Consider the following 22,702-nt stretch of genomic DNA (forward strand, 5'->3'; position numbering starts at 1 on the left):
AGCCAAATTTATTGATTTACGATGTCGTAACCTTGTGGGATGACTGGAGTTAGCGTCTCTTTTGGTATGAGCGCGTCTTTTACAGGGTTGCTTAGAGTTATTTTTATCTTATTTGAGAGTTTGTCTTTATAATCAATCGTCGTTGGAAGCGTGTTTTTGATCGTTATAAAGTACTCAACCCCGTCATATATCGCCTTATAAAGTGTCGGCTGAATTTGCTCTGCGTGAGCCAAAACCTGCGTCAAATTTGGCGTGTCATCTAGCCTTGAGATGATGGCTTGCTCGAGCTCATCTTCGATCACGACCACCTTGTCTTTGTCAAAGTAAATTCTCTTTGGTGTTGGACTTTCATATATCCAAAGCGCGGTGTTGTCGCTTTTAGCGTAAAATCTACCCTTGTAATTTACACTTTTTCCCTCGCTAAAGACAGTTTGAGTAAAGTCACTTTGCAGGCTTTTAAAATTTAAGCCAGCGCCAAATGAGCAAACTGCAACAAGAGAAGCAACTAAAAATTTTCTCATTTTTTATCCTTTTTTGGCGTATTCTAGCCCAGTTTAATTAAATAAATAGTTAAACTATGCTAAGATCCAAAGTTTAAAAATTTAGGAAGGTAAAGTAATGATTTCATCGGTATTTAGAAAGATTTTTGGCACGAAAAACGATAGAGAAGTCAAAAAATATATAAAACGTGTGGCGCAGATAAACGCGCTAGAGCCTACTTATGAGAAGATGAGCGACGATGAGCTTAAGATCAAATTTAACGAGCTAAAAGCCCAAGTCGTCGAAGAGAAAGTCACTTTAGATCAAATTTTAAATGATGTCTTTGCGTTAGTTAGAGAGGCTAGCAAAAGGGTGCTTAAGATGCGCCATTTTGACGTGCAGCTAATCGGCGGCATGGTGCTAAATGAAGGCAGGATCGCTGAGATGAAGACAGGCGAGGGTAAGACCTTGGTGGCGACTTTACCAGTTATATTAAACGCGATGAGTGGCAAGGGTGTGCATGTAGTAACAGTAAATGACTACCTTGCAAAGCGTGACGCGACGCAAATGGGCGAGCTTTATAACTTTTTAGGTTTAAGCGTAGATGTGATACTAAGTGGCGGATACGACGATGAAGTAAGACAAGCTGCCTATAACGCTGACATAACATACGGCACAAACTCAGAATTTGGCTTTGACTATCTGCGTGATAATATGAAATTTGAAGCTAGCCAAAAGGTGCAAAGAGGCCATAACTTCGTTATCGTGGATGAGGTTGATAGTATTTTGATAGATGAGGCTAGAACACCACTTATCATCTCTGGTCCAACAAACCGCACGCTTGATGGCTATATAAGAGCTGATCAAGTCGCAAAACAGCTTACCAGAGGCACTCCAGCTGATCCAAACGTGCCAGGCTCAAAGCCAACTGGGGATTTTATAGTAGATGAAAAAAATAGAACGATAATGATCACAGAAGCTGGCATAAGCAAGGCTGAAAAGCTCTTTGGAGTTGAAAATCTATACAACCTTGAAAACGCCGTGCTAAGCCACCACTTAGATCAAGCTCTAAAAGCTCACAATCTCTTTGAAAAAGACGTTCATTATGTCGTAAAAGATGGCGAGGTCGTCATCGTTGATGAATTTACAGGACGTCTAAGTGAGGGTAGGCGCTTTAGCGAGGGGCTTCACCAAGCACTTGAGGCAAAAGAGGGCGTAAAAATCCAAGAAGAGAGCCAAACTCTTGCCGATACAACATACCAAAACTACTTTAGGATGTATAAAAAGCTTGCAGGTATGACTGGTACGGCTCAGACAGAGGCTACTGAGTTTTCTCAAATTTACAACCTTGAAGTTATCTCGATCCCGACAAACGTGCCAGTTAAGAGGATCGATCAAAACGATCTTATCTATAAAACTCAAAACGAGAAATTTAAAGCAGTTATCGATGAAGTCAAAAAAGCTCACGAGAAAGGTCAGCCAGTGCTTGTGGGAACTGCAAGTATCGAGCGTAGTGAGGTGCTTCATGAGATGCTTAAAAAAGCTGGCATCCCACACTCTGTGCTAAATGCTAAAAACCATGAAAAAGAGGCTGAGATCATCGCACAAGCTGGCGTAAAAGGTGCTGTGACTATCGCTACAAACATGGCTGGACGTGGTGTTGATATCAGGATAAACGACGAGGTGAGAGATCTCGGCGGTCTATATATCATCGGCACCGAAAGGCACGAGAGTAGAAGGATAGATAATCAGCTCCGTGGCCGTGCTGGACGTCAGGGCGATCCTGGCATGAGTAGATTTTACCTAAGCTTGGAGGATAATCTTTTAAGAATTTTTGGTAGTGACCGTATAAAAGCTATCATGGATAGACTTGGTATCGACGAGGGCGAAAGCATCGAGAGCCGCATGGTGACAAGGGCTGTTGAAAATGCTCAAAAGAAAGTCGAGAGCTTGCACTTTGAGGCTAGAAAGCACTTGCTTGAGTATGACGACGTGGCAAATGAGCAAAGAAAGACTATCTATAAATACCGCGATGAGCTACTTGATAAAAACTACGATATGAGCGAAAAGATAGCTCAAAACAGAGTTGAATACGCTACAAATTTACTTGATACGGCTGAAATTTTCCATGGCGGCTTGAAAGATGACTATGACATTAAAAATTTATGCTCTATCATCCTTGCGGACTGCGGCGAAGAGATCGACGAGAGCGAGCTAAAAGGACTAGAGTATAATGAACTAGTAGAGAAAATAGCGCAAATTTTAGAGGTTAGATATAACGAAAAGATGAGCGTGCTAAACGAAGAGCAAAGAAAAGATATAGAGAAAATTTTATACCTTCAAGTACTTGATAATGCGTGGAGAGAGCACCTCTATCAGATGGATATCCTAAAAACTGGTATAGGTCTAAGAGGGTATAATCAAAAAGATCCGCTAGTTGAATATAAAAAAGAGAGCTACAACCTCTTTATGGAGCTAGTTGGCAGACTAAAAACTGAGAGCGTTAAAACGCTTCAAATCGTTAGATTTAAGAGCCGTGAGGAGCAAGAAGAGCAAGCTAGGATGATGCTAGAAGCTAGTCAAAATGCTGAAAATGAGCCTCTAAACTACAACAACCAAGGTGAAGATGAAAATTTCACGCCAGAAAAAAAGATACCAAGAAACGCTCCATGCCCTTGCGGAAGCGGTAAAAAATATAAAGATTGCCACGGCAAAAGTGGCCCTAAAAAAGGCATATTTGCTTAAAATTTCTACTTTTAAGGCGCCAAAGCGCCTTAATCTTTTAAAGGCTATTTGATGACAAGCTTACCAAAGTACCTACTTTTTAAATATTTAAGATTTGATAAAACTCAGCCATTTATCGCTCTAAGTGCGTTGCTTGCCTTTCTTGGTGTTAGCATCGGTCTTATGGTTTTAATAGTTGCTATGGCTATTATGAACGGATTTGACAAAGAATTTGAGCGCAAACTTTTTACGATGAACTATCCTATAACCGTTCAAAGCGCCTTTAAAGGATCGATCGATGATGGCTTTGTAGATGAGCTAAAGGCTAAATTTAGCGACCTTAAATTTAGTCCATATATCAGCACGCAGGTCATTTACCGCTCGGCAAATGCGCTTGAAGGCGGGCTAATTTATGGCGTAAATTTTAAAGATGAAAAGCAGATAAACTCAGTCGTAAATGAAGCTTTAAAAGACAAAGAGCTAGAGGGTTTTGAGATACTTGTGGGAAGCGGCATAACGAGTGAGTTTAGACTAAGAGATGATGAAAAACTAACGCTTATCTTTACAAAGGCTGATCCTGCTGGCTTTTCGCTAACGCCAAAGATGAAACGCTTTGACATCGGTGGCTCATTTACATCTGGGCTAATCGCCTACGATAAGGCATTTTCATATACTTCGGTTGATGCATTAAGGAAAATTTTGGACTATCCAAAGGGCGTTTATGATGGAATTCACATCTTTTCAAGTAAGCCATTTGATGATATAAAAAGGGTGCGCGAGGGGCTTCCAGCAGGCACGGTTGCCATTGGCTGGTGGGAGCAAAATGGCAACTTTTTCTCAGCACTCGCACTTGAAAAAAGAGCACTTTTTATAGTTTTGATGCTTATTATACTTGTGGCGTCGCTAAATATCATAAGCTCACTACTAATGACGGTGATGAACCGCAGGCAGGAGATCGCCTTGCTTCTAGCACTTGGAGCTAGCAAAGGCGAGATAAAAAGAAGCTTTTTTTATCAAGGGCTAGTTATCGGCGGAGGTGGCATCATATTTGGCTTAGTGCTTGGCTTTTTGGGGCTATTTTTACTTGGAAATTTCAACATCATAGACCTGCCAGCTGACGTCTATGGCTCAAGCAAACTGCCACTTGAACTCTCAACGATAGATCTTGTGCTTATCGTAGTTGGAGCTGTGTTTATCGTGGCTATCTCGTCTTATTATCCAGCTAAAAAAGCCACAGAGGTAAATGTCCTTCAAACTTTAAGAAATGAGTAAAGCCTGGCAAAGCTAGGCTTTAAATTTGATACTTCGCTTTTAAATTTATAAATCTAAAGCACTAAAATTTACTGTTATAAAGATGAAATTTGAACTATTTATCATCTTTATAACAAATTTTTGTCTTGAAAAATTCTAACTACATAGCATTGATTAGAATTTTTGCAAGATAAAGAACGTCTAGTTAATTTACTGGTATATATGCTCCGTGATCTTTTTTGCTAGTTACCCTTTTAAATTTAGCATAGCTTTGAGTAGGGTGTGGGAGCACAAACGCTTTTCCAGTTTCTTTATCAACGTGAATTACATAGGTTATATAAGCTCCATTTGTATCAGCCATACATCCTATCATTGTTTTTGGCGTAAAGCCTCTTTGTTCAATATTTTCTATCTTCCAAGGGCGAAATCCGTGTAGAACTTGCATACGAGCTGAAATAGAAGCCCCTTCTGTAGATGGATCGGCTTTTAAAGCAGCTACAATAACATCTTTATCGGTACACTTATACTCTCTAGCATTAGCACTAATTGTTAATAAAGATAATGTAGCCAAGCTAAATAAAAACATTTTTCTCATAATTTATCCTTTTGAAATTTTATAAAACGATGTGATTATAATAAAGTTATATTTTAAAAAGACTTATGAAAAGATGTTGAGAGCAAAAAATTTAATTATAATGCCCTTTGCAGGCTATTATGTAGATCGTAGTCTCATCTACTGCGTAAGCCAAGCGGTGTTCGCTGTTTATCCTTTTTAAGGTATTTTTATCCTGTTTTTACCTACGCTCTTACGTCGTGGTCGATCTTGCATTGAAGGGCTTCATGAACAAGGGTTTTTGCCATGACGCGCTCCTCGCTTATAAGGTGGAAATTCTCGCCTAGCTCGCCAAAGATATCTTTGTTGCCCTCGCCATTTGCTTTGATGATCGTTTGGATATTTGCTCCGTAGTCTTTGATCTTTTGTGCGATCAGCTCAACTCTTTGCTCGTTGCTAACTGTTATGATAACGGCTGCTGCGTCGTTTAAGCAGGCATTTTCAAGAGTGTTGCTTTGAAGCACGTTTCCTAAAAATACATTTTCCCCGCGGCTCCTACCAAGCTCGACTAGACTGATATCATTATCAAGCACGATGTATAAAAGCTTTGTCTCTTTTAACCTTAAAACGACCTCTTGGCCAAGCCTATCGTAGCCAAAGACCACGATGTGATTTTTTAGTTTTTGTGGCTTTAAGGTCTCGTTTGACTCAACTACCACCTCACGCTCTACAAGATCAGCTAAAACGTCAAGCTTTTTAAGTATAAAAGGTGTTGCAAACATCGATATAACAGAGGCTGCGATGAAAATTTGAGCTGTTTGGACATCAAGTAAATTTCTTGTAGTCATCAGCCCAAAGACAGCCAGTGCAAATTCTCCGATCTGGCAGACGCTAAGTGCGGTCTTAGCAGCTACCCTGCGTTTTAAGTAGATATTTAAAACGGCAAAAACGACGATGGCTTTTACGACCATTATGCTAAAGACTAGCCCTAGAACTAGCCAGATGTTTGAGAGCACGACTACAAAATTTATCTGCATGCCAACGGTTATAAAAAATAGTCCAAGAAGCAGATCTCTAAAAGGTATGAGATCGACCTCGATCTGGTGCTTATACTGCGTCTCTGCCATCATCATACCAGCTAAAAATGCACCAAGAGAGTATGAAAAGCCAAAGAAGTGAGCTAGCGTGCTAGCGCCAACGACTAAAAAGAGGATCGTTGCGATAAAGACCTCTTGAGAGTTTGTCTGAACGACTTTGTAAAATATCCAGTTGATGACGTATTTGCCGAGCAAAAATAGCACAACGATAAGGATAACCGCACTCGTAAATGTTTTTAGCAAAAGCTCATTTATCGAGGCATCTTGCGAGCTAAACATATCTATCATAAGCAAGATCGGGATGACGGCGATATCTTGAAATAGCAAAATTCCAAGTGCCTTTCTACCATAAATTTTACTCACATCGCCATTGTCATTTAACGTTTTTAGCACGATCGCAGTTGATGATAGAGCAAAGGCAAGACCAGCTATAAGCGCTGTCTCGTCCTTTAGATGAAGCGCGTAGTAGAGCATCACGCCCATCACAAAGCCGCTTAAGCAAACTTGCAGACCGCCATTTAGAAAGACCTCTTTTTTCATGCTCATCAGGTGCTTAAAGCTAAACTCAAGTCCGATCGTAAACATCAAAAATGCGATACCAAATTCCGCTATATGAGAAATTTCATCGTTGCTTTTTAGGTTGAAAAATTCTGATATAAGCGTGCCAGTTACGATGTAGCCGATGATGGTTGGTATCTGAAATTTCTTAAAAATGACATTTAACGCGACTGAGATCGCAGCGACAAGCAAGAAGCCTTCTAAAATTTGTTCCATATATTATTTTTTGCCTTCGTAAAATACAAGATCAAAGCTACTTTTTCTCTTTACTAGCGATCTTTTAGTGCTAGTTTGACTGGTAGCTTCGTGTAATTTTTTATTTAACTCATCAATAGTTGCTTCTAAATCGTCAATTTTCTCTTTTAACTGAAGTATCACATCAACACCTGCTAAATTTACGCCAAGTTCGCGGGTCAAATTTAGTATCGTTTTGACGCGATCAACGTCTTTTTGTGAGTAGAGCCTCATCTTGCCATCTGTTCTTGATGGCTCAACAAGTCCCTCTCTTTCGTATTGTCTTAAAGTTTGTGGATGTATGCTTAAAACCTTTGCTACAACGCTTATTAAAAAAAGTGGTTCTTCATAATTTTGCATTTTTTTACTCCGGTAATTTTTCTTTTAACTCTTTTACTAAGCCCTCGTCAAGCTCGCTGATATTTGGAAGTTTTACTCTAGCTTTTAAGTAAAGATCGCCATAAATTCCGCTCTTTCTGTTTTGCACGCCGTATCCTTTCAAGCGGATCTTTGTGCCTGTTTTTGAGTTCTCAGCGATTTTGATGGTTACATCTTTTTTATATGTATGTACATTTATCTTGCCGCCAAAAAGCATAGTTTTTAGTGGAATTTCTACATCTTTATATAGATCATCTCCGACTCTTTCGTACTCGTCACTTGGCTCAACGCTAATAGCAAGTATAAGATCGCCAGTTTGACCGCCAGCACTCTTGCCTTTGCCTTTTATGCGAAGTTTTTCGCCGCCTTCTATGCCGCTTGGGATCTTTATCTTGATGCTTTCGCCATTAAAATTTATCTTATGTTCGCCGCCAGTTACAGCTACGTCAAATGGTATAGAAATTTTGGCATTTACGTCTAGATCAGCTCCGCCAAAGCCAAATCCACCTCCGCCAAAGCCTTCAAATCCCTCAAAACCTCCGCCAAAGCCACCGCTAAATTTAGCGCCGCCTCCGCCAAATCCGCCTGAGAAGATATTTTTCAAGATATCGTTTAGATCGCCCATATCGGCTGAACCTCTGGCAAAGTCGTGGAAATTTTGACCGCCAAACATATTATCGCCGTATTGATCATACTGGGCACGTTTTTTCTCATCACTTAAAATTTCATAAGCAGCGTTTATCTCTTTAAATTTATCCTCTGCTCCAGGGTCTTTGTTGATGTCTGGGTGGTACTTTCTAGCAAGTTTTCTATAAGCTTTTTTTATCTCGTCGCTTGATGCGCCTTTTGAAACTCCTAAAGTTTCATATAAGCTTTCGCTCATATATTCTCCTTATGTTTTTTGACACGGATTATATCACAAAACTTTAGTCTATGCAAGTCAAGTTTATTTTTATTTACAAAGGAGAAAAAAGCGTTAAGATTTTATTTTTAAGCTCTATTTATAATTTCAAGACATTTTCAATTTAAAGGAAAAAAATGAAAAAATTTATGCTAATTTCATTAGCAGCGGCTTCTTTGCTAATGGGAGCTGATATTAAATTTAACGAAGCAAACCAAGATGTAACTAGAGTTTCGCCCTTAAGCGATAAAAATAGTATCCTCTCATACTACGACTCTATCGCTCAGGCAAAACTTTCAGTTGTAAATATCTCAACTACAAAAACAGTAAGCAACGCAGGCATCGAGCAGATGTTTAACGACCCGTTTTTTAATGAATTTTTTGGATTTAACTTTGCAAAGCCAAAAGAGAAAGAAAAGACAACTTCTCTTGGCTCTGGCGTCATCATCTCAAATGACGGCTACATCGTTACAAACAACCACGTCATCGAAGATAGCGACCAGATCGTTGTGACCTTGGCAAAGGGTGGCAAGGAGTATAAAGCCAAGCTAATAGGCAGCGATCCAAAAACCGATCTAGCCGTTATAAAGATAGAGGCAAATGGGCTAAATGCGATAACATTTGCCGACTCATCAAAGCTGCTTGACGCAGATGTCGTCTTTGCTATAGGCAATCCATTTGGCGTAGGTGAGAGCATCACTCAAGGCATCGTCTCAGGGCTAAACAAAGATGATATCGGACTTAATCAATATGAAAATTTCATCCAAACAGACGCCTCTATAAACCCTGGTAACTCAGGTGGCGCTTTGGTTGATAGCAGGGGCTATTTAGTCGGTATAAACTCAGCCATACTTTCAAAAAGTGGTGGCAACAACGGCATAGGCTTTGCGATCCCATCAAATATGGTAAAAGATATCGCTAAAAAGCTAATAACAGACGGCAAGATCGAGCGTGGTTTTATCGGTGTTACGATCGCAAATTTAACTGATGAGCAAAAAGAGCTTTATACAAATAAAGAAGGCGCTTTAATAAGCGGCGTAGAGCAGGGCATGCCAGCAGATGAAGCAGGGTTAAAAAGAGGCGACTTGGTCATATCTGCAAACGGCAAAGCTATCAAAAACGCAAATGATCTTAAAAATTTCATCGGCTCACTAACTCCAAATAGCAGCGTTGATATAACTTACGAGCGATCAAATAAAGTGATGAATACAAAAATTAAGCTTGTAAATATGGATCACAACGCAAAAGATGCGACAAAAAGCGTCATCATCGAAGGTCTTAGCGTTAGTAATCTAAGCGATGAGATAAGATTTAAGTATAAAATCAGCCCAGATACTCAAGGCGTGCTTGTAACTGATGTAAAAAGTGGTTCAAAAGCTGAAGACTTTGGCTTTGAAAGAGGCGACGTGATCGTTCAAGTTGGCGAAGAGAGCATAAAAGATATTCAAACATTTGCAAGCACTGTTAAAAATGCAAAAGGCAAAAAGACGCTAGTGTGGATAAACCGCGGTGGCATCATGCAAGGCCTTGTTATAAAATAACTACTTAAGAGCTGAAATTTCAGCTCTTAACTCTTTTAAATTTTTAAAACCTTTATCTGCTATAATCCTTAAAAATAAATTTACATCAGGAAAGATCATGACTAGAATTTTAATGATAGAAGATGATATGGAGCTTGCTGAAATTTTAACTGAATACCTAGAAAACTACGACATAAAAGTAACGACGGCTGAGGAGCCATATATCGGACTATCTACTTTAAATACAAGTGAATTTGACCTAGTTATCCTTGATCTTACACTCCCTGGCATGGACGGACTAGAGGTGTGCAAAGAGATAAGAAAAAAGCACAATATCCCTATAATCATCTCAAGCGCAAGGCACGATATAACAGACAAAGTAAATGCCCTAGATAACGGCGCGGATGACTATCTACCAAAGCCTTATGACCCACAAGAGCTTCTTGCTCGCATAAAAAGCCATCTAAGAAGGCAGAGCATAGCTCCAGCTAATGAGGCAAGAAATTTAAACAAAGACTTGGTTTTAAAAGAATTTGAGCGGGAAATTTTATTTAAAGGAAGCGTGCTAAATTTAACCGCAGCGGAGTATGATATCTTAAAATATCTGCTTCAAAAAGAGGGTGGGGCGGTCACTAGAGAGGAGCTCATCTACAACTGCGAGAGCATAAATGAAGATAGCTCAAACAAAAGTATCGACGTCATCATCGGCAGAATTCGCCAAAAACTAAATGAAAATCCAAAAGAGCCAAAATACATCCACGCGATCCGCGGCATCGGCTATAAGTTGGTTCTTTGATGCCAAGATCTTCTATATTTATCACGATAACGTTTATCTTTGGGCTCGCGCTTGTTTCGATATTTCTGGCCTTTTTGTGGCTCATGGGCTTTGACAAGCAAAACTACACAAGAGAGCTAAATAACAAATACTCAAACGTCGCTAGGACAAATTTACTATATATGGGCGGCATCATAAACAAAGCTCAGTACGACCGCCAGCTCTCAAACATCGATATGCCAGAGATCACAGCTAAAAATGAAAAAGAAGAAATTTTAAAAAATGCAGCCGTTTTAGAAGAAATTTCAAGTGATCTAGGATCAAGTGCGATCTTGCTTTATGATAAGCATCACTACCTAAAGATCGAGCATTTAGACGAGCTAAAGCTTTTGATGGATAAAGAATTTCAGCCCTACAGATACGAGGTGATAAAGGCTGTGTTTGCCGTAGTTGCAGTCATCTTGCTAGCTGCTTATATCTTTGTCATCTATAAGATAAAACCGCTTAGAAAGCTAAAGCGTCAGATCGTAAAATTTGCAAATGGCGAGCTTGACGGCGTGCAAAATGTCGGCAACGGTAAGGATGAAATTTCTGAAGTTTCAGAGGCATTTTATGAGGCTGTTTGTCAGATCAAAGCACTAAATGACTCAAGGCATCTTTTCTTAAGAAATATCATGCACGAGCTAAAAACGCCTATCACAAAGGGGCTGATCGCTGCACAAATGATAGAAAAAAGTAAAAATCAAGAGAGGCTCATCTCTGTCTTTCACAAGCTTGAAAATTTGATAAACGAGCTTGCAGCGATCGAGCAGATCACTTCAAAGATAGGACTTACCAATAAAACGCCTTGCCTTATGAGAGATCTCATCGATGAAGCTATCGATATAGCGATGGTTGAAAAGGAGCATGTTGGCATCAGCGAGCTTGATGAGGTTAGGGTGATGGTTGATTTTAAGCTATTTTCAGTCGCTATAAAAAACATGATAGATAATGGCATAAAGTATTCAACCGATAAGCACGTAAATATCATGGTTAGCAAGGATCATATGAAATTTATAACCCAAGGCGAGAAGCTAAAAAATGACCTTGACTTTTATATCCAGCCATTTATCAAAGGTGAGGATGCGCAAAAGAGCTTTGGTCTAGGTTTATATATAGTTAGCAACATCCTTGAGGCTCATGGACTAAAATTTGGCTATGAATACAAAAATGGAATGAATGTCTTTATTTTTGAAAATTTACAAGATATAATAGCGGCGTAAAATCAAAACCGCAAAAAAAGGAGTGTAAAAATGGCGGCAAAAATCTTCTCAGCAGTTGATATTTTATCAATAATCGATCTTGAGATAGCTTTTATAAAGCGATACAAAAACGTAAAGGACTATGCGAAAAATTTATCTCTGATATATTTTTCTTTGCCAAATAGTAAAGAATATGGCGAAATTTTTGAAAAAATCCTAAGACAAACAGACGTTGTCATAAGAGAAAATGAACACTACGTAGTCGTGCTTCACGGCACAAACGAAAGAGGCGCTAGCGAGCTACTAACTGGCATACAAGAGTTTTTAAACGCTGAGCCGATCGATCTAGTAGTTACCTATCCAAAAGATGGAAAAGACGCAAAAGAGCTTGCTATAAAACTTCAAGATGAGATAAAAGATAACTACGGTGTCTTGCTTGAGATGCTTGTAAATCAAGATAAATTTGAAGTTTTTGAAGATATCGTTTGAGATAAATTTAATAAAATAATTTATAAGAAAATCTAATAAAAAGCAGATAGTGTGTTGGCACTATCTGCACCTCTAATCTTATATGAGCTAAGAGTATTTTTAATTTAAACCTATTCTCTCTTAACAAAGAAGCAAACATTTAAATTTGTTTATTGCTTTGCAAATTTTTAAAATTCCATTCACTCTCAAGATTTGACTACCGATTTTAGGTTTCGCAAAGCTTGCCACTAAAATCAGAGCCGAAATTACTCGTTCATGAAATTTTAAAATTTGCCAGAGCTGTATTAAATTTTTATAAGACGCATGCAGTGTGAAACACTATTGCATGCCACATCTAACGTTGTCGGGCTTAGGGGATTGTTAAGGGGGAAGGGAGCTCTTTTACTTCGCAAGCTCGCAACTGCAAGCAGACCGTAATTCAAGCCTCTTCCCCCTTAACGAAGAAACAAAACTTTAAATTTCTAAAAAATATTTTTACAAATTTTAAAATTTCATTCACTCTCAAGAGTTGGTTATTAAAATTTGACTTCGCTTACCGCTTAGCTCAAATTTTAGAGCCGAAAACAAATCCGTTCAGTCTCATTTTATTTTGCTTTTTATAAAATCACCAAAACACTAGCAAAATGGGAGGCAAAATGCTTGATATTATCATCCTTGCAGTCTTAGTATATTTTGCAATATTCTTATTTATGTTTTTTATACTCGCCTTTTTTGCATTTTGGTATATAAGCGTGCCGCTACTTGTCATCTATATTGTTATAAAATTTATAAGGCAAGCAAAAGAGTGCGAGAGGACATGCGGCAAGCTTGAGTAAATTTTAAATTTCTAGCCCAAAATGAGCTAGAAATTTCTTTATTATAAGGCTTGAGCCAGATCAGCTATCAGATCCTCGGCGTTTTCAAGGCCTATGCTAACTCTTATCAGCTCTTTTGTGATGCCAGCTTTTACAAGCTCTTCGCTACTTAGCTGCTGGTGAGTTGTCGATGCTGGGTGCGTGATGAGCGACTTTGTATCGCCGATATTTACCACGATCTTAAAGAGTTTGACGCGCTCTAGCATCTTTTTTGCGCGCTCGAAGGTATCAGTTTCAAAGCAAAATAGCCCATTTGCCATGCCGTCTTTAAAGTATTTTTGCGCCTTTGCGTGATCTACATTATCAGCAAGCCCTGGATAAGCCACGCTTTTTATATGCTTGTGAGAGTTTAGAAATTTAGCCACTTTTAGCGCGTTTTGCGAGTGTCTCTCAACTCTAACAGCGAGCGTTTCAAGCCCTTGTATAAGCTGCCAAGAGTTAAACGGAGATATCACAGCACCGATGTCGCGCACGATAGCAAGCCTCATTCTTAGCGTGTAGATGTCGAAGTTGTCCGTCATATCGGCATAGACGATGTCGTGATAGCTCGCATCTGGCACGTTAAAGTGCTCATATCGTTTGTTGCCTTTTAGCTTTTCGTTTAGGTGGTTGGCACTTACGACGACACCTGCTAGGCTAAGACCCTGACCGCTCATATATTTGCTCGCACTATGCACGCATACATCGACGCCGTGGCGAAGTGGCTGAAAGATGATAGGTGTTGGCACTGTGTTATCTGTGATGCTGATAATGCCATATTTATTTGCGATCTCTACGATTTTTTCGATATTTGGGATAGAAATTTGCGGGTTTGAGAGCGTTTCAAAAAATATAGCCCTAGTTTTTTCGTCTATCAAACTCTCCAGATCATCAGCAGTGTCGCTGTCAAAGACTCTGGCCTCTATGCCAAATCTTTTTAGTGTGTGCGTAAAAAGCACCGTTGTGCCGCCATAAATTTTCTTAGCGATGATGATATTATCGCCTGCTTGGGCTAAATTTATTATGCTGTAAAACAAAGCTGACTGACCGCTTGCAGTCGCTATCGCAGCGGCTCCGCCCTCAAGTGCGGCGACCCTTTTTTCAAAGATATCTGTCGTTGGATTGCCAAGTCTTGTGTAGATGTGGCCGTTATCTTTTAGATCAAACCTAGCAGCCGCAACCTCGGCACTTCCAAAGTCATAAGCCGTGCTTTGAAAAATAGGCACAGCCATCGTGCCAAAGCCCCCTTGAGTGTCGTAGCCTACGTGGATCGCAGCGGTTTCTTGCTTCATTTTTGCTCCTTGTTTGGTAATTTTGGCGTAAATTATACATTAGCAAAGCCAAAATTTAGGGGATAAAATCAAATTTTGATATAATTTGCCAAAAAAAGGAAAAATTTGAACCAAGTCACGGACAAATTTAAGCGTGTAAAATATCTTCGTGCGCTAGAAAAATTTGCAAAATCAGCGATAAATGGGCTAAAAAGAGATGACTTTGACGAGACTGAATTTCGCCAAAGAGTTGAGAAAAACGCGAAAGTCATCGAAAAAGTCGAGGCTGTTTATCTTGATCAACCATACTCAAAGGCGCTAGAAAATTTTATAAATTTGCTTATCAAAAATGCCCCAAAAGATGAGCTTTTAAAGGTGGCAAACCTCCTTGATAAGCTAAAAAATCAAAAGACATATAAAAAAGAAAAGCATAAAAATAAATTTAAGGATGAGGATTGAAAGTAGTTATTTTTGATATGGACGGCACGGTGATCGATAGCGGCGAGGCGATATATAAAACGGTAAATGAAGTGAGAGATGAGCTAAATTTTCCGCCACTTGATAAGGAATTTATCATAAAGGCGATCAATGAGCCAGGTAGAAATTTGGCACTTGAGTTTTACGGCATCGACACGCCAAGCAGGAGCTTAAAAGAGGGCTTTGAAGAGAAATTTAAGAAATTTTATGATGAGTGTGCGACTACCTATGATGGTGTAAAAGAGCTTTTGCAAAAGTGCAAAGAGGCTAAATTTAAGGTCGTTTTGGCAAGCAACGCACCGCATGATACGCTAGAGAAAATTTTAAAGAAAAATGAAATTTATGAGCTATTTGACGAGGTCATCGGCGCTAGCAAGGAGATACCGCAAAAGCCTGATCCTGCGATGCTTCACCTAGCTGTTAGTAAAACTGGAGCCGATAAAGCGATCTTTGTGGGAGATAGTCTAAAAGACGAACTGGCGGCCAAAAATGCAAATATGCCTTATGTGCAAGTTTGCTGGGGATTTGGCGAGGAGAGCAAAACAGCGACTTATAATGCTAAAAATATCAGCGAAGTGTGGGAGATAATATTAAATTTTTAACTTAGTTTTAATTGGCTATAATCTTAAGAAATTTTCAAAGAAACAGCGATGATAGATATATTTGAGGGCAGTGCGAGAGATAAATTTTATGACATTTTGTTTAACGCAAATGCCGTTTTAGTTAAAAACGAGATAGATAAAATTTTTGAGAAATTTGTGGCTATGAGCGAGCTTTGCGAAAAGCATGGCGTTAGCGAAGATGAGATCAGAAATTTTATGCTCTCAGAGCAAGACAAAGTTTATAACGGAGTAAATGACCTGTATATCGAGCTTAGCGGAGAAATTTTAAGCCAAAATGAGTAGAATTTTTGCGCTCATAGCCTTGCTGGCCGCCCTTCTTTTTGCAAAAGAGCCAAATTTTGACCCAAATTCGGTCCATACGTTTGAGCTTAAAAAAGATGAGTGGGCGAGGGTCTTTATAACCGAGAAAACAACTCAAAAAGTTGAAACTTTTGACTTTCGTTGGACGCTGTTTGATAGCACAAATATCACTGTGCAAAGCTTTTTTAGGCGTTATCCAAGGCAGATGGTCTTTTCGCTAAGACATGGGCAAGATACCTATATGCAGCGAATTTTGCCTGACTTTACTATGCCGCCAAACGAGAGCGTGAGCCTTTACATATCATTTATTGATTTTAGGGACAAAAAGGCGCATTTTAGGGTGGCACTGCTAGATGAGAGCAAGCGTGTGGATGTGGGTTTTAGAGATCCGCACGAGGATAAATAGAAGGATAAAAATGGATAAAATCGATGAAATAATGAGCAAATTTATAAACGAGCTTGGCTACAAAGAGGCGTTTGAGATGTTTTTAAAGATAAGCTCAGGCAAGAAGCTGCGCTCAAAACTTCTATTAAAAATCGCAGGCGAGAGTGAAATTTCACTTAAACTTTGCGCTATCATCGAGCTCATCCACCTTGCAAGCTTATTGCACGACGACGTCATAGACGAGGCAAATATAAGACGCGGCAAGCCAAGCATAAACGCACTTTTTGGCAGTAAAAACTCAGTCATGCTAGGTGACATCCTCTACTCAAAGGCTTATTTTGAGCTTACAAAATTTGATCCAAGCATCGCAGCTGTCGTTTCAGACGCGGTCAGCAAACTAAGCATCGGCGAGATGATGGATGTGAAAATGGCTGAAAATTTTAACGAAAACGAGCAAGAATATCTAAAGATGATTTATTATAAAACAGCTGTTTTGATAGAAGCTACGGCTATTTGTGGGGCAAAGCTAGCTGGCAAAGATAGTGAGAAATTTGGACTTTATGGCAAAAATTTAGGTCTTGCATTTCAGATCGTTGATGATATCTTAGACATAACTCAAGATGAAAAAACGCTTGGCAAACCAGCACTAAACGACTTTGTCGAGGGCAAAACGACGCTTCCTTACATATATCTTTATAAGAGCTTAGATGGGGCTAATCAAGCAAAGCTTAGATCGCTTTGGGCAAAGAAGTTAAACGCGGACGAAATTTCATGGCTAAAAGAGAAATTTGATAAAACTAGCTCACTTAGCAAGGCTATAAATGAAGCTAAAAGGCTTGGAGCTGAAGCAATAGAAGCGATAAGAGAGTATAAAAACGCTGAGCTTGAAGGGATCATAAAAAGCATGATAGATAGGGAATTTTGATGCACTATTTAGACATAAGTTTTACATATAAAAATACTGATATTTCGGTCAGAGAAAAGCTTGCATTTGATAGTGACGAGAAAAAAGAGCAAATTTTAAAGCTGATAAACTCAAACAAAAACATAAAAGAGAGCATGGTGCTAAACACCTGCAACCGCGTCGAGATCATAGCTAGCGTGGAGGATGTAAAGGCTGCCACTGCTCATATCATCAGGTGTATGTCGATATTTTCAGGCGTTTTTGAAGATGAGCTTTATGAGAGGGCTGATATCTACGAGGATAGCGGAGCTGTGCACCACCTATTTGCCGTGGCTAGCTCGCTTGATAGCCTAGTCGTTGGCGAAACGCAGATAGTTGGCCAGCTAAAAAATGCCTTTAAATTTGCTTATGACAACAACTCATGTGGCGAAGATATCAGTAAGATCATCCACTACGCATGTAAGTGCGCTGCCAAGGTTAGAAACGAAACTCAAATTTCTAAAAACCCAATCTCAGTTTCAAGCGTCGCCGTAGCAAAAGCAAAAGAAATTTTTGGCACGCTTGAGGGCAAAACAGCTATCGTCGTGGGCGCTGGCGAGATGGGCGAGCTAGCAGCAAAGCACCTCATATCAAGCGGCGCAGAGGTGATCATTATAAATAGAAGCTCCGAGCGCGTCGAGCAACTAGTTGATAGTCTAGGAGATAACGCGAGCTGGGATAGTATTTTGAAATTAAAAGAGTATGTAAATAACTACGATCTCATATTTTCAAGCACCGCAGCCCCACACGCCATCATCACAGGCGAGATCATCGAGCCAAGAGAATTTCACAGATACTTTTTTGATATCGCCGTGCCAAGAGACATCGATCTTTTAAACACAGAGCTTATCAGCGTCTATACGGTCGATAGCCTAGAGGAGATCGTGCGTAAAAATTTAGCCCTAAGAGAGGAGCAGGCGCAAAAGGCTTACTCGATCGTCGGTCAAGACACGAGCGAGTTTTTAAAGACTTTAAAAGAAGATATGAGCGTGCCTCTTATAAAATCAATCCGCAAGCAGGCTGAAATTTGCGCTAAAAACGAGCTAGAAAAGGCGATAAAAAAGGGCTATTTAAAACATAGCGATTACGATGAGGCACAAAAGCTCATCCATCAGGTCTTTAAAGCATTTTTACACCAACCAACGATGAAGCTAAAAGGGCTTGCAGACGAGGAGAGAGCGAGCGAGCTTTCAAACGGAGTTAAATTTTTATTTGACATAAAAGATGAACAAAATTTTCAAGCAGGAGATATAGATGAAATTTAGTAAATTTTACGCCCCAACGACCAAAGAAGCGCCAAAAGATGCATCTTTACCAAGCCATCAGTTTTTGATAAGAGGCGGCTTTGTAGAGCAGATCGGCTCTGGGCTTTATAACTATCTGCCGCTTGGAAAGATCATGCACGATAAAATTTCACGCGTGGTAAAAGAGGAGATGAACGAGGCTGGCGCGCTAGAGGTGAGCTTTAGCGTGGTCACTTCAGGCGAGCTTTGGAAGCAAAGTGGTCGCTACAATGTCTTTGGCAAGGAGCTTTTGCGCTTTAAAGATAGAAAGGATAATGACTTTGTTATAAGCCCGACAAACGAAGAGGCAGCCGTTGCTTTGGTGCGTGGCAAGGTGACTAGCTACAAGCAGCTACCGCTAAATTTATACCAGATAAACACTAAATTTCGTGACGAGGCAAGACCACGCTTTGGCTTGCTAAGAGGACGCGAATTTACGATGAAAGATGGCTATAGCTTTCACTCGAGCAAAGAGGATCTTAAACGTGAGTTTGACCTTATGGAGGCAACTTATAGTAAGATTTTTACCCGTTTGGGGCTAAATTTTAGAGCCGTAGAGGCTGATAGCGGAGCCATAGGAGGAAGTGGCAGTAAAGAATTTATGGTGCTTGCAAGTAACGGCGAGGATGACATACTTTGCTGTGAGGCTTGCAGATACGCTGCAAACGTCGAGGCTGCAAGGCGCAAGCCAAGAGTTAGCGAGGCTGAAGCGCCAGAGGCAGACGCGGCTAAATTTCTAACGCCAAATGCAAAAACTATAAAAGATGTGGCGGAGTTTTTCAAAGTTAGCGAGTTTTACTGCATAAAAGCTGTTATGAAAAAGGCGATCTATGAGGATAAAGAAGAGGTCGTGGTCTTTTTTGTAAGAGGCGATGACGAGCTTCAAGAGACAAAGGCGCAAAACGCTTGCAAGGCGCTTGAGCTTGTCGATGCTAGCGAGGCTGACGTGGCAAAGGCTGGATTATCTGCTGGATTTTGCGGGCCAGTTGGGCTAAAGGATGTTAAATTTTTCATAGATAACGAGCTAAAAGGCGCAAACAACATGATATGTGGCGCTAACGAGAAGGATTACCACTTTGTTGGCGTTAGTGTTAGCGGATTTAACGAAGAGAGATTTAAAGACCTTGTAAAGGTAAAAGAGGGCGATAAATGCCCAGTTTGCGGCGGAAATTTAAAGCTTAGCAAGGGCATAGAAGTCGGTCATATCTTTCAGCTAGGCGATAAATATTCAGCTGCGATGAACGCAACATATCTTGATGAAAACGGCAAGGCAAAGCCATTTTTGATGGGCTGCTACGGCATTGGCATAAGCAGGCTGATCGCTGTGATGATAGAGGCTAGCCACGATGAGAAGGGCTGCATCTGGAAAAAAGAGTGCGCGCCGTTTGATGTGGAGATCATCATCTCAAATTTAAAAGATGAAGCGGGCGTGAAATTTGCATTTGAGCTTTATGAGAGCCTCAAAAAAGCTGGCGTTAGTGTCATCATCGATGATAGAAACGAGAGATTTGGCGTTAAGATGAATGACTTTGAACTTATCGGCTTCCCTTATGCGCTGCTTGTGGGTAAAGAATTTGCAAATGGCAAGGTCGAGTTTATCACGAGAGATGGGCTAAGCAAAGAGGCGATAGAGGCAGACGAGGCCTTTAGAAAGATAAAAGAAAGCTTATGAGATTTTTTGCATTTTTGTTTTTTTTGATAGAAGCGGTATTTATCTATCTTTTTGTTGATAAATTTGGCTTTTTAAACTACTTTCTTGAGGTGTTGGTCTCTGGATTTGTTGGCATCGCACTTCTTTTTAATGCTGGATTTTCTAGTTTAAATTCGCCTCAAGTGGCGTTTAAGAGCTTTATTGGTGGAAATTTATTTAGTCAGTTAGGACTTAGCTTTGGCGGAGCGCTGCTCTTTTTACCAGGGATTTTGACAGACATTTTTGGTATCGCCGTGGTCGTTTTTTCTTTAGTCTTTAAGAAAAATGCAGCGAAAAATGAGAGCTATCAGGAGTTTAAATTTCAAAACTTTAGCGAGCAGGGCAGTAGAAAAGATGATGGCGAGATCATCGACGTTGAGGTCATCGAAGAGCCAAAAAGAGTAAATTAGGAGTGATGATGAAAGAGATAAAAATAGCAACTAGAAAGAGCATCTTAGCGCTTTGGCAAAGCGAGCATATCAAGGCTAGGATCGAGGCGCAGCACAAGGGCGTGAAGGTCGTGCTTGAGGGCATGAAGACAAAGGGCGACGTGATCCTTGACACACCTCTTGCAAAGATCGGTGGCAAGGGGCTTTTTACAAAAGAGCTTGAAGATAGCATGCTAAAAGGCGAGACTGACATCGCCGTGCATAGCCTAAAAGACGTCCCTGTAGTCTTTCCAAAAGGGCTTAAGCTAGCTGCCATTTGCTCACGTGAGGATACAAGAGATGCGATGATAAGTGAGAAATTTGCTAAATTTAGCGACTTGCCACATGGAGCGAAAGTTGGCACAACGAGCCTGCGCCGCAAGATGCAGCTACTTATCATGAGACCTGATCTTGAGATCATCTCGCTTCGTGGAAACGTGCAAACTAGGCTTAGAAAGCTAAAAGAGGGCGAATTTGACGCGATCATTTTGGCGATGGCTGGCATAAACCGCCTAAATATCAAGGCTGAAGTGGCGCACATCTACACATTTGGCTTTGACGAGATGATACCTGCGATGGGTCAGGGCGCTCTTGGTGTCGAGGCTAGAGATGAGAAGCAAATTTTAGATGAGATCTCTTTTTTAAATGACGAAAATGCAGTCATAGAAACGACCATAGAGCGTGACTTTGTAAGCGTTTTAGAGGGTGGCTGCCAAGTGCCAATAGGCATAAGCGCAAGGCTAAAAGGAGATGAAATTTCTATCGATGCGATCGTTGGTCTGCCTGATGGAAGCGAGTATATAAAAGATAGCTTAAAGACTAGCAAAGATAAATTTCAAAGCATCGGCAAAGAGCTAGCGCATAAATTTATAGAAAAAGGGGCGAAAGAGCTTTTAAAACGCGCTGAAGAGATGGCGTAAGCGTGTTTGAGCTAAAATTTAAAGCAAAAGCCCTAAGCGCCACCAAAAATAGCAAAGACAACTACTATATGATCGGTCTTGCAGACGACAAATATAACTACAAAAGCTACATAATCTTTCAAAGACCGATCAAGCTAAAAAAGGGCGACGACGAAAATGCCGAGATAAACGGCCTATATGCCGAGTGCAATGGCGACGTTTGCTACAACGCTTGCAAACGAGTAAAGATCACTGATAAGAGCATCATTTTTGAGGTGCAAGATAGTCTCATTTGCGTAGATACCGAGGGTGTAAAGCTTAATGAGCGCTTTATGAAATACTGCAAAGAGATATTTGGCGAGCTGCTAGAGTGTAGCGTACCAAAATAATTTGTTTAAATTCAGAGATAAAAAGACGAAATTTTCTAAAATTTGCCGCCGTTTCAGGAGACGTGACGCTACCTAGCGTGCTAAATGCTGCAAGCCAAAACGCGGATAAGATATCGAGAAATAAAGCCGCGATTTAAAAGCGCCTTTTAAATTTGACCAAGCGTCAAAACCGTAGTCGGACTAAATTTTTATATTAAAATCCTTTGCGATCTTTGTTTTTAAGTCCGCGCCGATCTTTTTAAACATAGCGTTCATTTTGGCATTTTTGTCCATAAATTTCTCTATTTGCAAATTTGCCTTGTCGCTGTTTTCTTTTATCATCTCGCGAGCTTTTTTCTCCGCGCTATCTTTCGTAAATTGTGCAAGCGCGGTAAATGATTTTACGAGAGTTTCTTTGATCTCATCCTTGGTCTGTGCACCAAAAAGTTCACTTATGATCTGCCCTAAAAATGGCTCTATCTCGCTAAATAGCGCCGAGTTTTGCTTTGCGTTTTGCACTTGTTGGCTCACATGCTCGCCAAAGACGCATTCGTTGCAAAAGTGCTCGCAGTTGTTGATGAGTAGGTTGTATTTTTGCTCGCCTACACGCGACTTGGCGCAAAGGGCTATATCTTGGCCGCTAAATGGCGCATTTGTGTGCTCTTTGATCTGCCAAGTATCGCCGCTTGCAAACTCCTCGAGGCTAGTCATCTCCACTTTTGCTACGTTGCGTTTATCTAGCGGTACGACGTTGCTTAAAATCTCCTCAAAGCAGCTCTTTTCAAAAACTATCCCGCGTGCCAAGCCGTTATAGTGCACGACCATATCATCTCCGACGTAGATGCCGTGATGTTCGTAAAGTTTTATGCCAAGTACGCTTCTGTCTACGAAGATGTGATCGCCTATTTTTGGTAAATTTTGCATATCTCTCTCTATAAAATTTATTAAAAATCGCAATAAAACGACAAATTTAGCCCAAATTTGCTAAATTTAACTTTATT

24 protein-coding genes and 2 pseudogenes are annotated in these 22,702 nt (G+C 40.2%); 18 read left to right on the forward strand and 8 right to left on the reverse strand.

What is annotated here, in order from left to right; all coding sequences use genetic code 11:
• Positions 1-8 precede the first annotated feature (8 nt).
• Positions 9-521 (reverse strand): LolA-like outer membrane lipoprotein chaperone, encoded by a 513-nt coding sequence (gene lolA / locus F3G86_RS05350; protein ID WP_012001621.1) that lies wholly within the window; start codon positions 519-521, stop codon positions 9-11.
• Positions 522-618: 97 nt separating this feature from the next.
• Here lolA and secA point away from each other — a divergent pair.
• The 3 genes and pseudogenes from secA to F3G86_RS05360 all read left to right on the forward strand — a co-directional run.
• Positions 619-3,015 (forward strand): annotated as a pseudogene (secA, locus tag F3G86_RS05355) (preprotein translocase subunit SecA); the annotation flags it as partial.
• A 108-nt stretch (positions 3,016-3,123) separates the two neighbouring features.
• Positions 3,124-3,225, forward strand: a pseudogene (locus F3G86_RS11195) (SEC-C metal-binding domain-containing protein); the annotation flags it as partial.
• A gap of 51 nt (positions 3,226-3,276) precedes the next feature.
• Positions 3,277-4,476 (forward strand): ABC transporter permease, encoded by a 1,200-nt coding sequence (locus F3G86_RS05360; RefSeq protein ID WP_149723232.1) that lies wholly within the window; start codon positions 3,277-3,279, stop codon positions 4,474-4,476.
• A 184-nt stretch (positions 4,477-4,660) separates the two neighbouring features.
• Here the strand turns inward: F3G86_RS05360 and F3G86_RS05365 are convergent, their stop codons facing one another.
• From F3G86_RS05365 to F3G86_RS05385, 5 genes are all read right to left on the reverse strand, one after another.
• Positions 4,661-5,050 (reverse strand): hypothetical protein, encoded by a 390-nt coding sequence (locus F3G86_RS05365; RefSeq protein ID WP_149723233.1) that lies wholly within the window; start codon positions 5,048-5,050, stop codon positions 4,661-4,663.
• 91 nt (positions 5,051-5,141) lie between these two features.
• Positions 5,142-5,222 (reverse strand): type II toxin-antitoxin system RelE/ParE family toxin, encoded by an 81-nt coding sequence (locus F3G86_RS05370; protein WP_107797208.1) that lies wholly within the window; start codon positions 5,220-5,222, stop codon positions 5,142-5,144.
• Positions 5,223-5,253: 31 nt separating this feature from the next.
• Complete coding sequence (locus F3G86_RS05375) at positions 5,254-6,879, reverse strand: cation:proton antiporter (protein WP_149723234.1); 1,626 nt, start codon at positions 6,877-6,879, stop codon at positions 5,254-5,256.
• A 3-nt stretch (positions 6,880-6,882) separates the two neighbouring features.
• A complete protein-coding gene (locus tag F3G86_RS05380) occupies positions 6,883-7,257 on the reverse strand; it encodes a heat shock protein transcriptional repressor HspR (protein ID WP_009293705.1) in 375 nt (124 codons plus the stop codon).
• A 4-nt stretch (positions 7,258-7,261) separates the two neighbouring features.
• Positions 7,262-8,158 carry a DnaJ family protein gene (locus F3G86_RS05385; RefSeq protein ID WP_009293707.1) on the reverse strand — a complete coding sequence of 299 codons (897 nt, stop codon included), beginning with the start codon at positions 8,156-8,158 and terminating at the stop codon, positions 7,262-7,264.
• A 155-nt stretch (positions 8,159-8,313) separates the two neighbouring features.
• Here F3G86_RS05385 and F3G86_RS05390 point away from each other — a divergent pair, with 155 nt between their 5' ends.
• From F3G86_RS05390 to F3G86_RS05410, 5 genes are all read left to right on the forward strand, one after another.
• Positions 8,314-9,717, forward strand: coding sequence for a Do family serine endopeptidase (locus tag F3G86_RS05390; protein ID WP_149723235.1), 1,404 nt, complete (start codon positions 8,314-8,316; stop codon positions 9,715-9,717).
• A 97-nt stretch (positions 9,718-9,814) separates the two neighbouring features.
• Positions 9,815-10,492 (forward strand): response regulator transcription factor, encoded by a 678-nt coding sequence (locus tag F3G86_RS05395; RefSeq protein WP_002940190.1) that lies wholly within the window; start codon positions 9,815-9,817, stop codon positions 10,490-10,492.
• Entirely contained in the window at positions 10,492-11,733 is a 1,242-nt protein-coding gene (locus tag F3G86_RS05400) for an ArsS family sensor histidine kinase (RefSeq protein WP_087583134.1), read from the forward strand. The genes F3G86_RS05395 and F3G86_RS05400 overlap by 1 nt, the downstream gene beginning before the upstream one ends.
• A gap of 30 nt (positions 11,734-11,763) precedes the next feature.
• Positions 11,764-12,201, forward strand: a complete 438-nt coding sequence (locus tag F3G86_RS05405; RefSeq protein ID WP_021085477.1) for a nucleotidyl cyclase domain-containing protein — start codon at positions 11,764-11,766, stop codon at positions 12,199-12,201.
• A gap of 635 nt (positions 12,202-12,836) precedes the next feature.
• Positions 12,837-13,016, forward strand: a complete 180-nt coding sequence (locus F3G86_RS05410; protein WP_149723236.1) for a transformation system protein — start codon at positions 12,837-12,839, stop codon at positions 13,014-13,016.
• Positions 13,017-13,057: 41 nt separating this feature from the next.
• Here the strand turns inward: F3G86_RS05410 and F3G86_RS05415 are convergent, their stop codons facing one another.
• Positions 13,058-14,326, reverse strand: coding sequence for an O-acetylhomoserine aminocarboxypropyltransferase/cysteine synthase family protein (locus F3G86_RS05415; protein ID WP_149723237.1), 1,269 nt, complete (start codon positions 14,324-14,326; stop codon positions 13,058-13,060).
• Positions 14,327-14,431: 105 nt separating this feature from the next.
• Between F3G86_RS05415 and F3G86_RS05420 the strand changes: the two genes are divergently transcribed.
• The 10 genes from F3G86_RS05420 to F3G86_RS05465 are packed head-to-tail and all read left to right on the forward strand — an operon-like array spanning position 14,432 to position 21,722.
• Positions 14,432-14,764 carry a hypothetical protein gene (locus F3G86_RS05420; RefSeq protein ID WP_149723238.1) on the forward strand — a complete coding sequence of 111 codons (333 nt, stop codon included), beginning with the start codon at positions 14,432-14,434 and terminating at the stop codon, positions 14,762-14,764.
• On the forward strand, positions 14,761-15,384 hold the full coding sequence (locus tag F3G86_RS05425) for an HAD family hydrolase (RefSeq protein WP_149723239.1): 624 nt from the start codon (positions 14,761-14,763) through the stop codon (positions 15,382-15,384). The genes F3G86_RS05420 and F3G86_RS05425 overlap by 4 nt, the downstream gene beginning before the upstream one ends.
• Positions 15,385-15,432: 48 nt before the next feature.
• Positions 15,433-15,687: a DUF2018 family protein gene (locus tag F3G86_RS05430; RefSeq protein ID WP_149723240.1), complete on the forward strand. Its 255-nt coding sequence runs from the start codon at positions 15,433-15,435 to the stop codon at positions 15,685-15,687.
• On the forward strand, positions 15,680-16,111 hold the full coding sequence (locus tag F3G86_RS05435) for a hypothetical protein (RefSeq protein WP_149723241.1): 432 nt from the start codon (positions 15,680-15,682) through the stop codon (positions 16,109-16,111). Before F3G86_RS05430 ends, F3G86_RS05435 begins: the two co-directional genes overlap by 8 nt.
• A 10-nt stretch (positions 16,112-16,121) precedes the next feature.
• Positions 16,122-17,015: a polyprenyl synthetase family protein gene (locus F3G86_RS05440; protein ID WP_149723242.1), complete on the forward strand. Its 894-nt coding sequence runs from the start codon at positions 16,122-16,124 to the stop codon at positions 17,013-17,015.
• Entirely contained in the window at positions 17,015-18,298 is a 1,284-nt protein-coding gene (hemA, locus tag F3G86_RS05445; RefSeq protein WP_149723243.1) for a glutamyl-tRNA reductase, read from the forward strand. The genes F3G86_RS05440 and hemA overlap by 1 nt, the downstream gene beginning before the upstream one ends.
• The gene (locus F3G86_RS05450; RefSeq protein WP_149723244.1) at positions 18,288-19,988 is read left to right on the forward strand and encodes a proline--tRNA ligase; all 1,701 of its coding nucleotides are present in this window, start codon (positions 18,288-18,290) and stop codon (positions 19,986-19,988) included. Before hemA ends, F3G86_RS05450 begins: the two co-directional genes overlap by 11 nt.
• Positions 19,985-20,416, forward strand: coding sequence for an FxsA family protein (locus F3G86_RS05455; RefSeq protein WP_002940399.1), 432 nt, complete (start codon positions 19,985-19,987; stop codon positions 20,414-20,416). Before F3G86_RS05450 ends, F3G86_RS05455 begins: the two co-directional genes overlap by 4 nt.
• 8 nt (positions 20,417-20,424) lie before the next feature.
• On the forward strand, positions 20,425-21,354 hold the full coding sequence (hemC, locus tag F3G86_RS05460; protein ID WP_103616895.1) for a hydroxymethylbilane synthase: 930 nt from the start codon (positions 20,425-20,427) through the stop codon (positions 21,352-21,354).
• Positions 21,355-21,356: 2 nt separating this feature from the next.
• Positions 21,357-21,722 carry an Imm10 family immunity protein gene (locus F3G86_RS05465; protein ID WP_149723245.1) on the forward strand — a complete coding sequence of 122 codons (366 nt, stop codon included), beginning with the start codon at positions 21,357-21,359 and terminating at the stop codon, positions 21,720-21,722.
• 180 nt (positions 21,723-21,902) lie between these two features.
• On the opposite strand, the gene F3G86_RS05470 is transcribed toward F3G86_RS05465, so the two are convergent.
• On the reverse strand, positions 21,903-22,625 hold the full coding sequence (locus tag F3G86_RS05470; protein WP_087583145.1) for a lecithin retinol acyltransferase family protein: 723 nt from the start codon (positions 22,623-22,625) through the stop codon (positions 21,903-21,905).
• Positions 22,626-22,702 lie beyond the last annotated feature (77 nt).

Origin of the sequence: Campylobacter concisus, from assembly GCF_902460595.1 — a bacterium.
Classification (GTDB): Bacteria; Campylobacterota; Campylobacteria; order Campylobacterales; family Campylobacteraceae; genus Campylobacter_A; species Campylobacter_A concisus_BL.

Excerpts from the sequence above, each read along its gene's own strand:
- lolA (WP_012001621.1), bottom strand. The coding sequence starts at position 521 with ATGAGAAAATTTTTAGTTGCTTCTCTTGTTGCAGTTTGCTCATTTGGC.
- F3G86_RS05360 (WP_149723232.1), top strand. The coding sequence starts at position 3,277 with ATGACAAGCTTACCAAAGTACCTACTTTTTAAATATTTAAGATTTGAT.
- F3G86_RS05365 (WP_149723233.1), bottom strand. The coding sequence starts at position 5,050 with ATGAGAAAAATGTTTTTATTTAGCTTGGCTACATTATCTTTATTAACA.
- F3G86_RS05375 (WP_149723234.1), bottom strand. The coding sequence starts at position 6,879 with ATGGAACAAATTTTAGAAGGCTTCTTGCTTGTCGCTGCGATCTCAGTC.
- F3G86_RS05380 (WP_009293705.1), bottom strand. The coding sequence starts at position 7,257 with ATGCAAAATTATGAAGAACCACTTTTTTTAATAAGCGTTGTAGCAAAG.
- F3G86_RS05385 (WP_009293707.1), bottom strand. The coding sequence starts at position 8,158 with ATGAGCGAAAGCTTATATGAAACTTTAGGAGTTTCAAAAGGCGCATCA.
- F3G86_RS05390 (WP_149723235.1), top strand. The coding sequence starts at position 8,314 with ATGAAAAAATTTATGCTAATTTCATTAGCAGCGGCTTCTTTGCTAATG.
- F3G86_RS05395 (WP_002940190.1), top strand. The coding sequence starts at position 9,815 with ATGACTAGAATTTTAATGATAGAAGATGATATGGAGCTTGCTGAAATT.
- F3G86_RS05400 (WP_087583134.1), top strand. The coding sequence starts at position 10,492 with ATGCCAAGATCTTCTATATTTATCACGATAACGTTTATCTTTGGGCTC.
- F3G86_RS05405 (WP_021085477.1), top strand. The coding sequence starts at position 11,764 with ATGGCGGCAAAAATCTTCTCAGCAGTTGATATTTTATCAATAATCGAT.
- F3G86_RS05410 (WP_149723236.1), top strand. The coding sequence starts at position 12,837 with ATGCTTGATATTATCATCCTTGCAGTCTTAGTATATTTTGCAATATTC.
- F3G86_RS05415 (WP_149723237.1), bottom strand. The coding sequence starts at position 14,326 with ATGAAGCAAGAAACCGCTGCGATCCACGTAGGCTACGACACTCAAGGG.
- F3G86_RS05430 (WP_149723240.1), top strand. The coding sequence starts at position 15,433 with ATGATAGATATATTTGAGGGCAGTGCGAGAGATAAATTTTATGACATT.
- F3G86_RS05435 (WP_149723241.1), top strand. The coding sequence starts at position 15,680 with ATGAGTAGAATTTTTGCGCTCATAGCCTTGCTGGCCGCCCTTCTTTTT.
- F3G86_RS05440 (WP_149723242.1), top strand. The coding sequence starts at position 16,122 with ATGGATAAAATCGATGAAATAATGAGCAAATTTATAAACGAGCTTGGC.
- hemA (WP_149723243.1), top strand. The coding sequence starts at position 17,015 with ATGCACTATTTAGACATAAGTTTTACATATAAAAATACTGATATTTCG.
- F3G86_RS05450 (WP_149723244.1), top strand. The coding sequence starts at position 18,288 with ATGAAATTTAGTAAATTTTACGCCCCAACGACCAAAGAAGCGCCAAAA.
- F3G86_RS05455 (WP_002940399.1), top strand. The coding sequence starts at position 19,985 with ATGAGATTTTTTGCATTTTTGTTTTTTTTGATAGAAGCGGTATTTATC.
- hemC (WP_103616895.1), top strand. The coding sequence starts at position 20,425 with ATGAAAGAGATAAAAATAGCAACTAGAAAGAGCATCTTAGCGCTTTGG.
- F3G86_RS05470 (WP_087583145.1), bottom strand. The coding sequence starts at position 22,625 with ATGCAAAATTTACCAAAAATAGGCGATCACATCTTCGTAGACAGAAGC.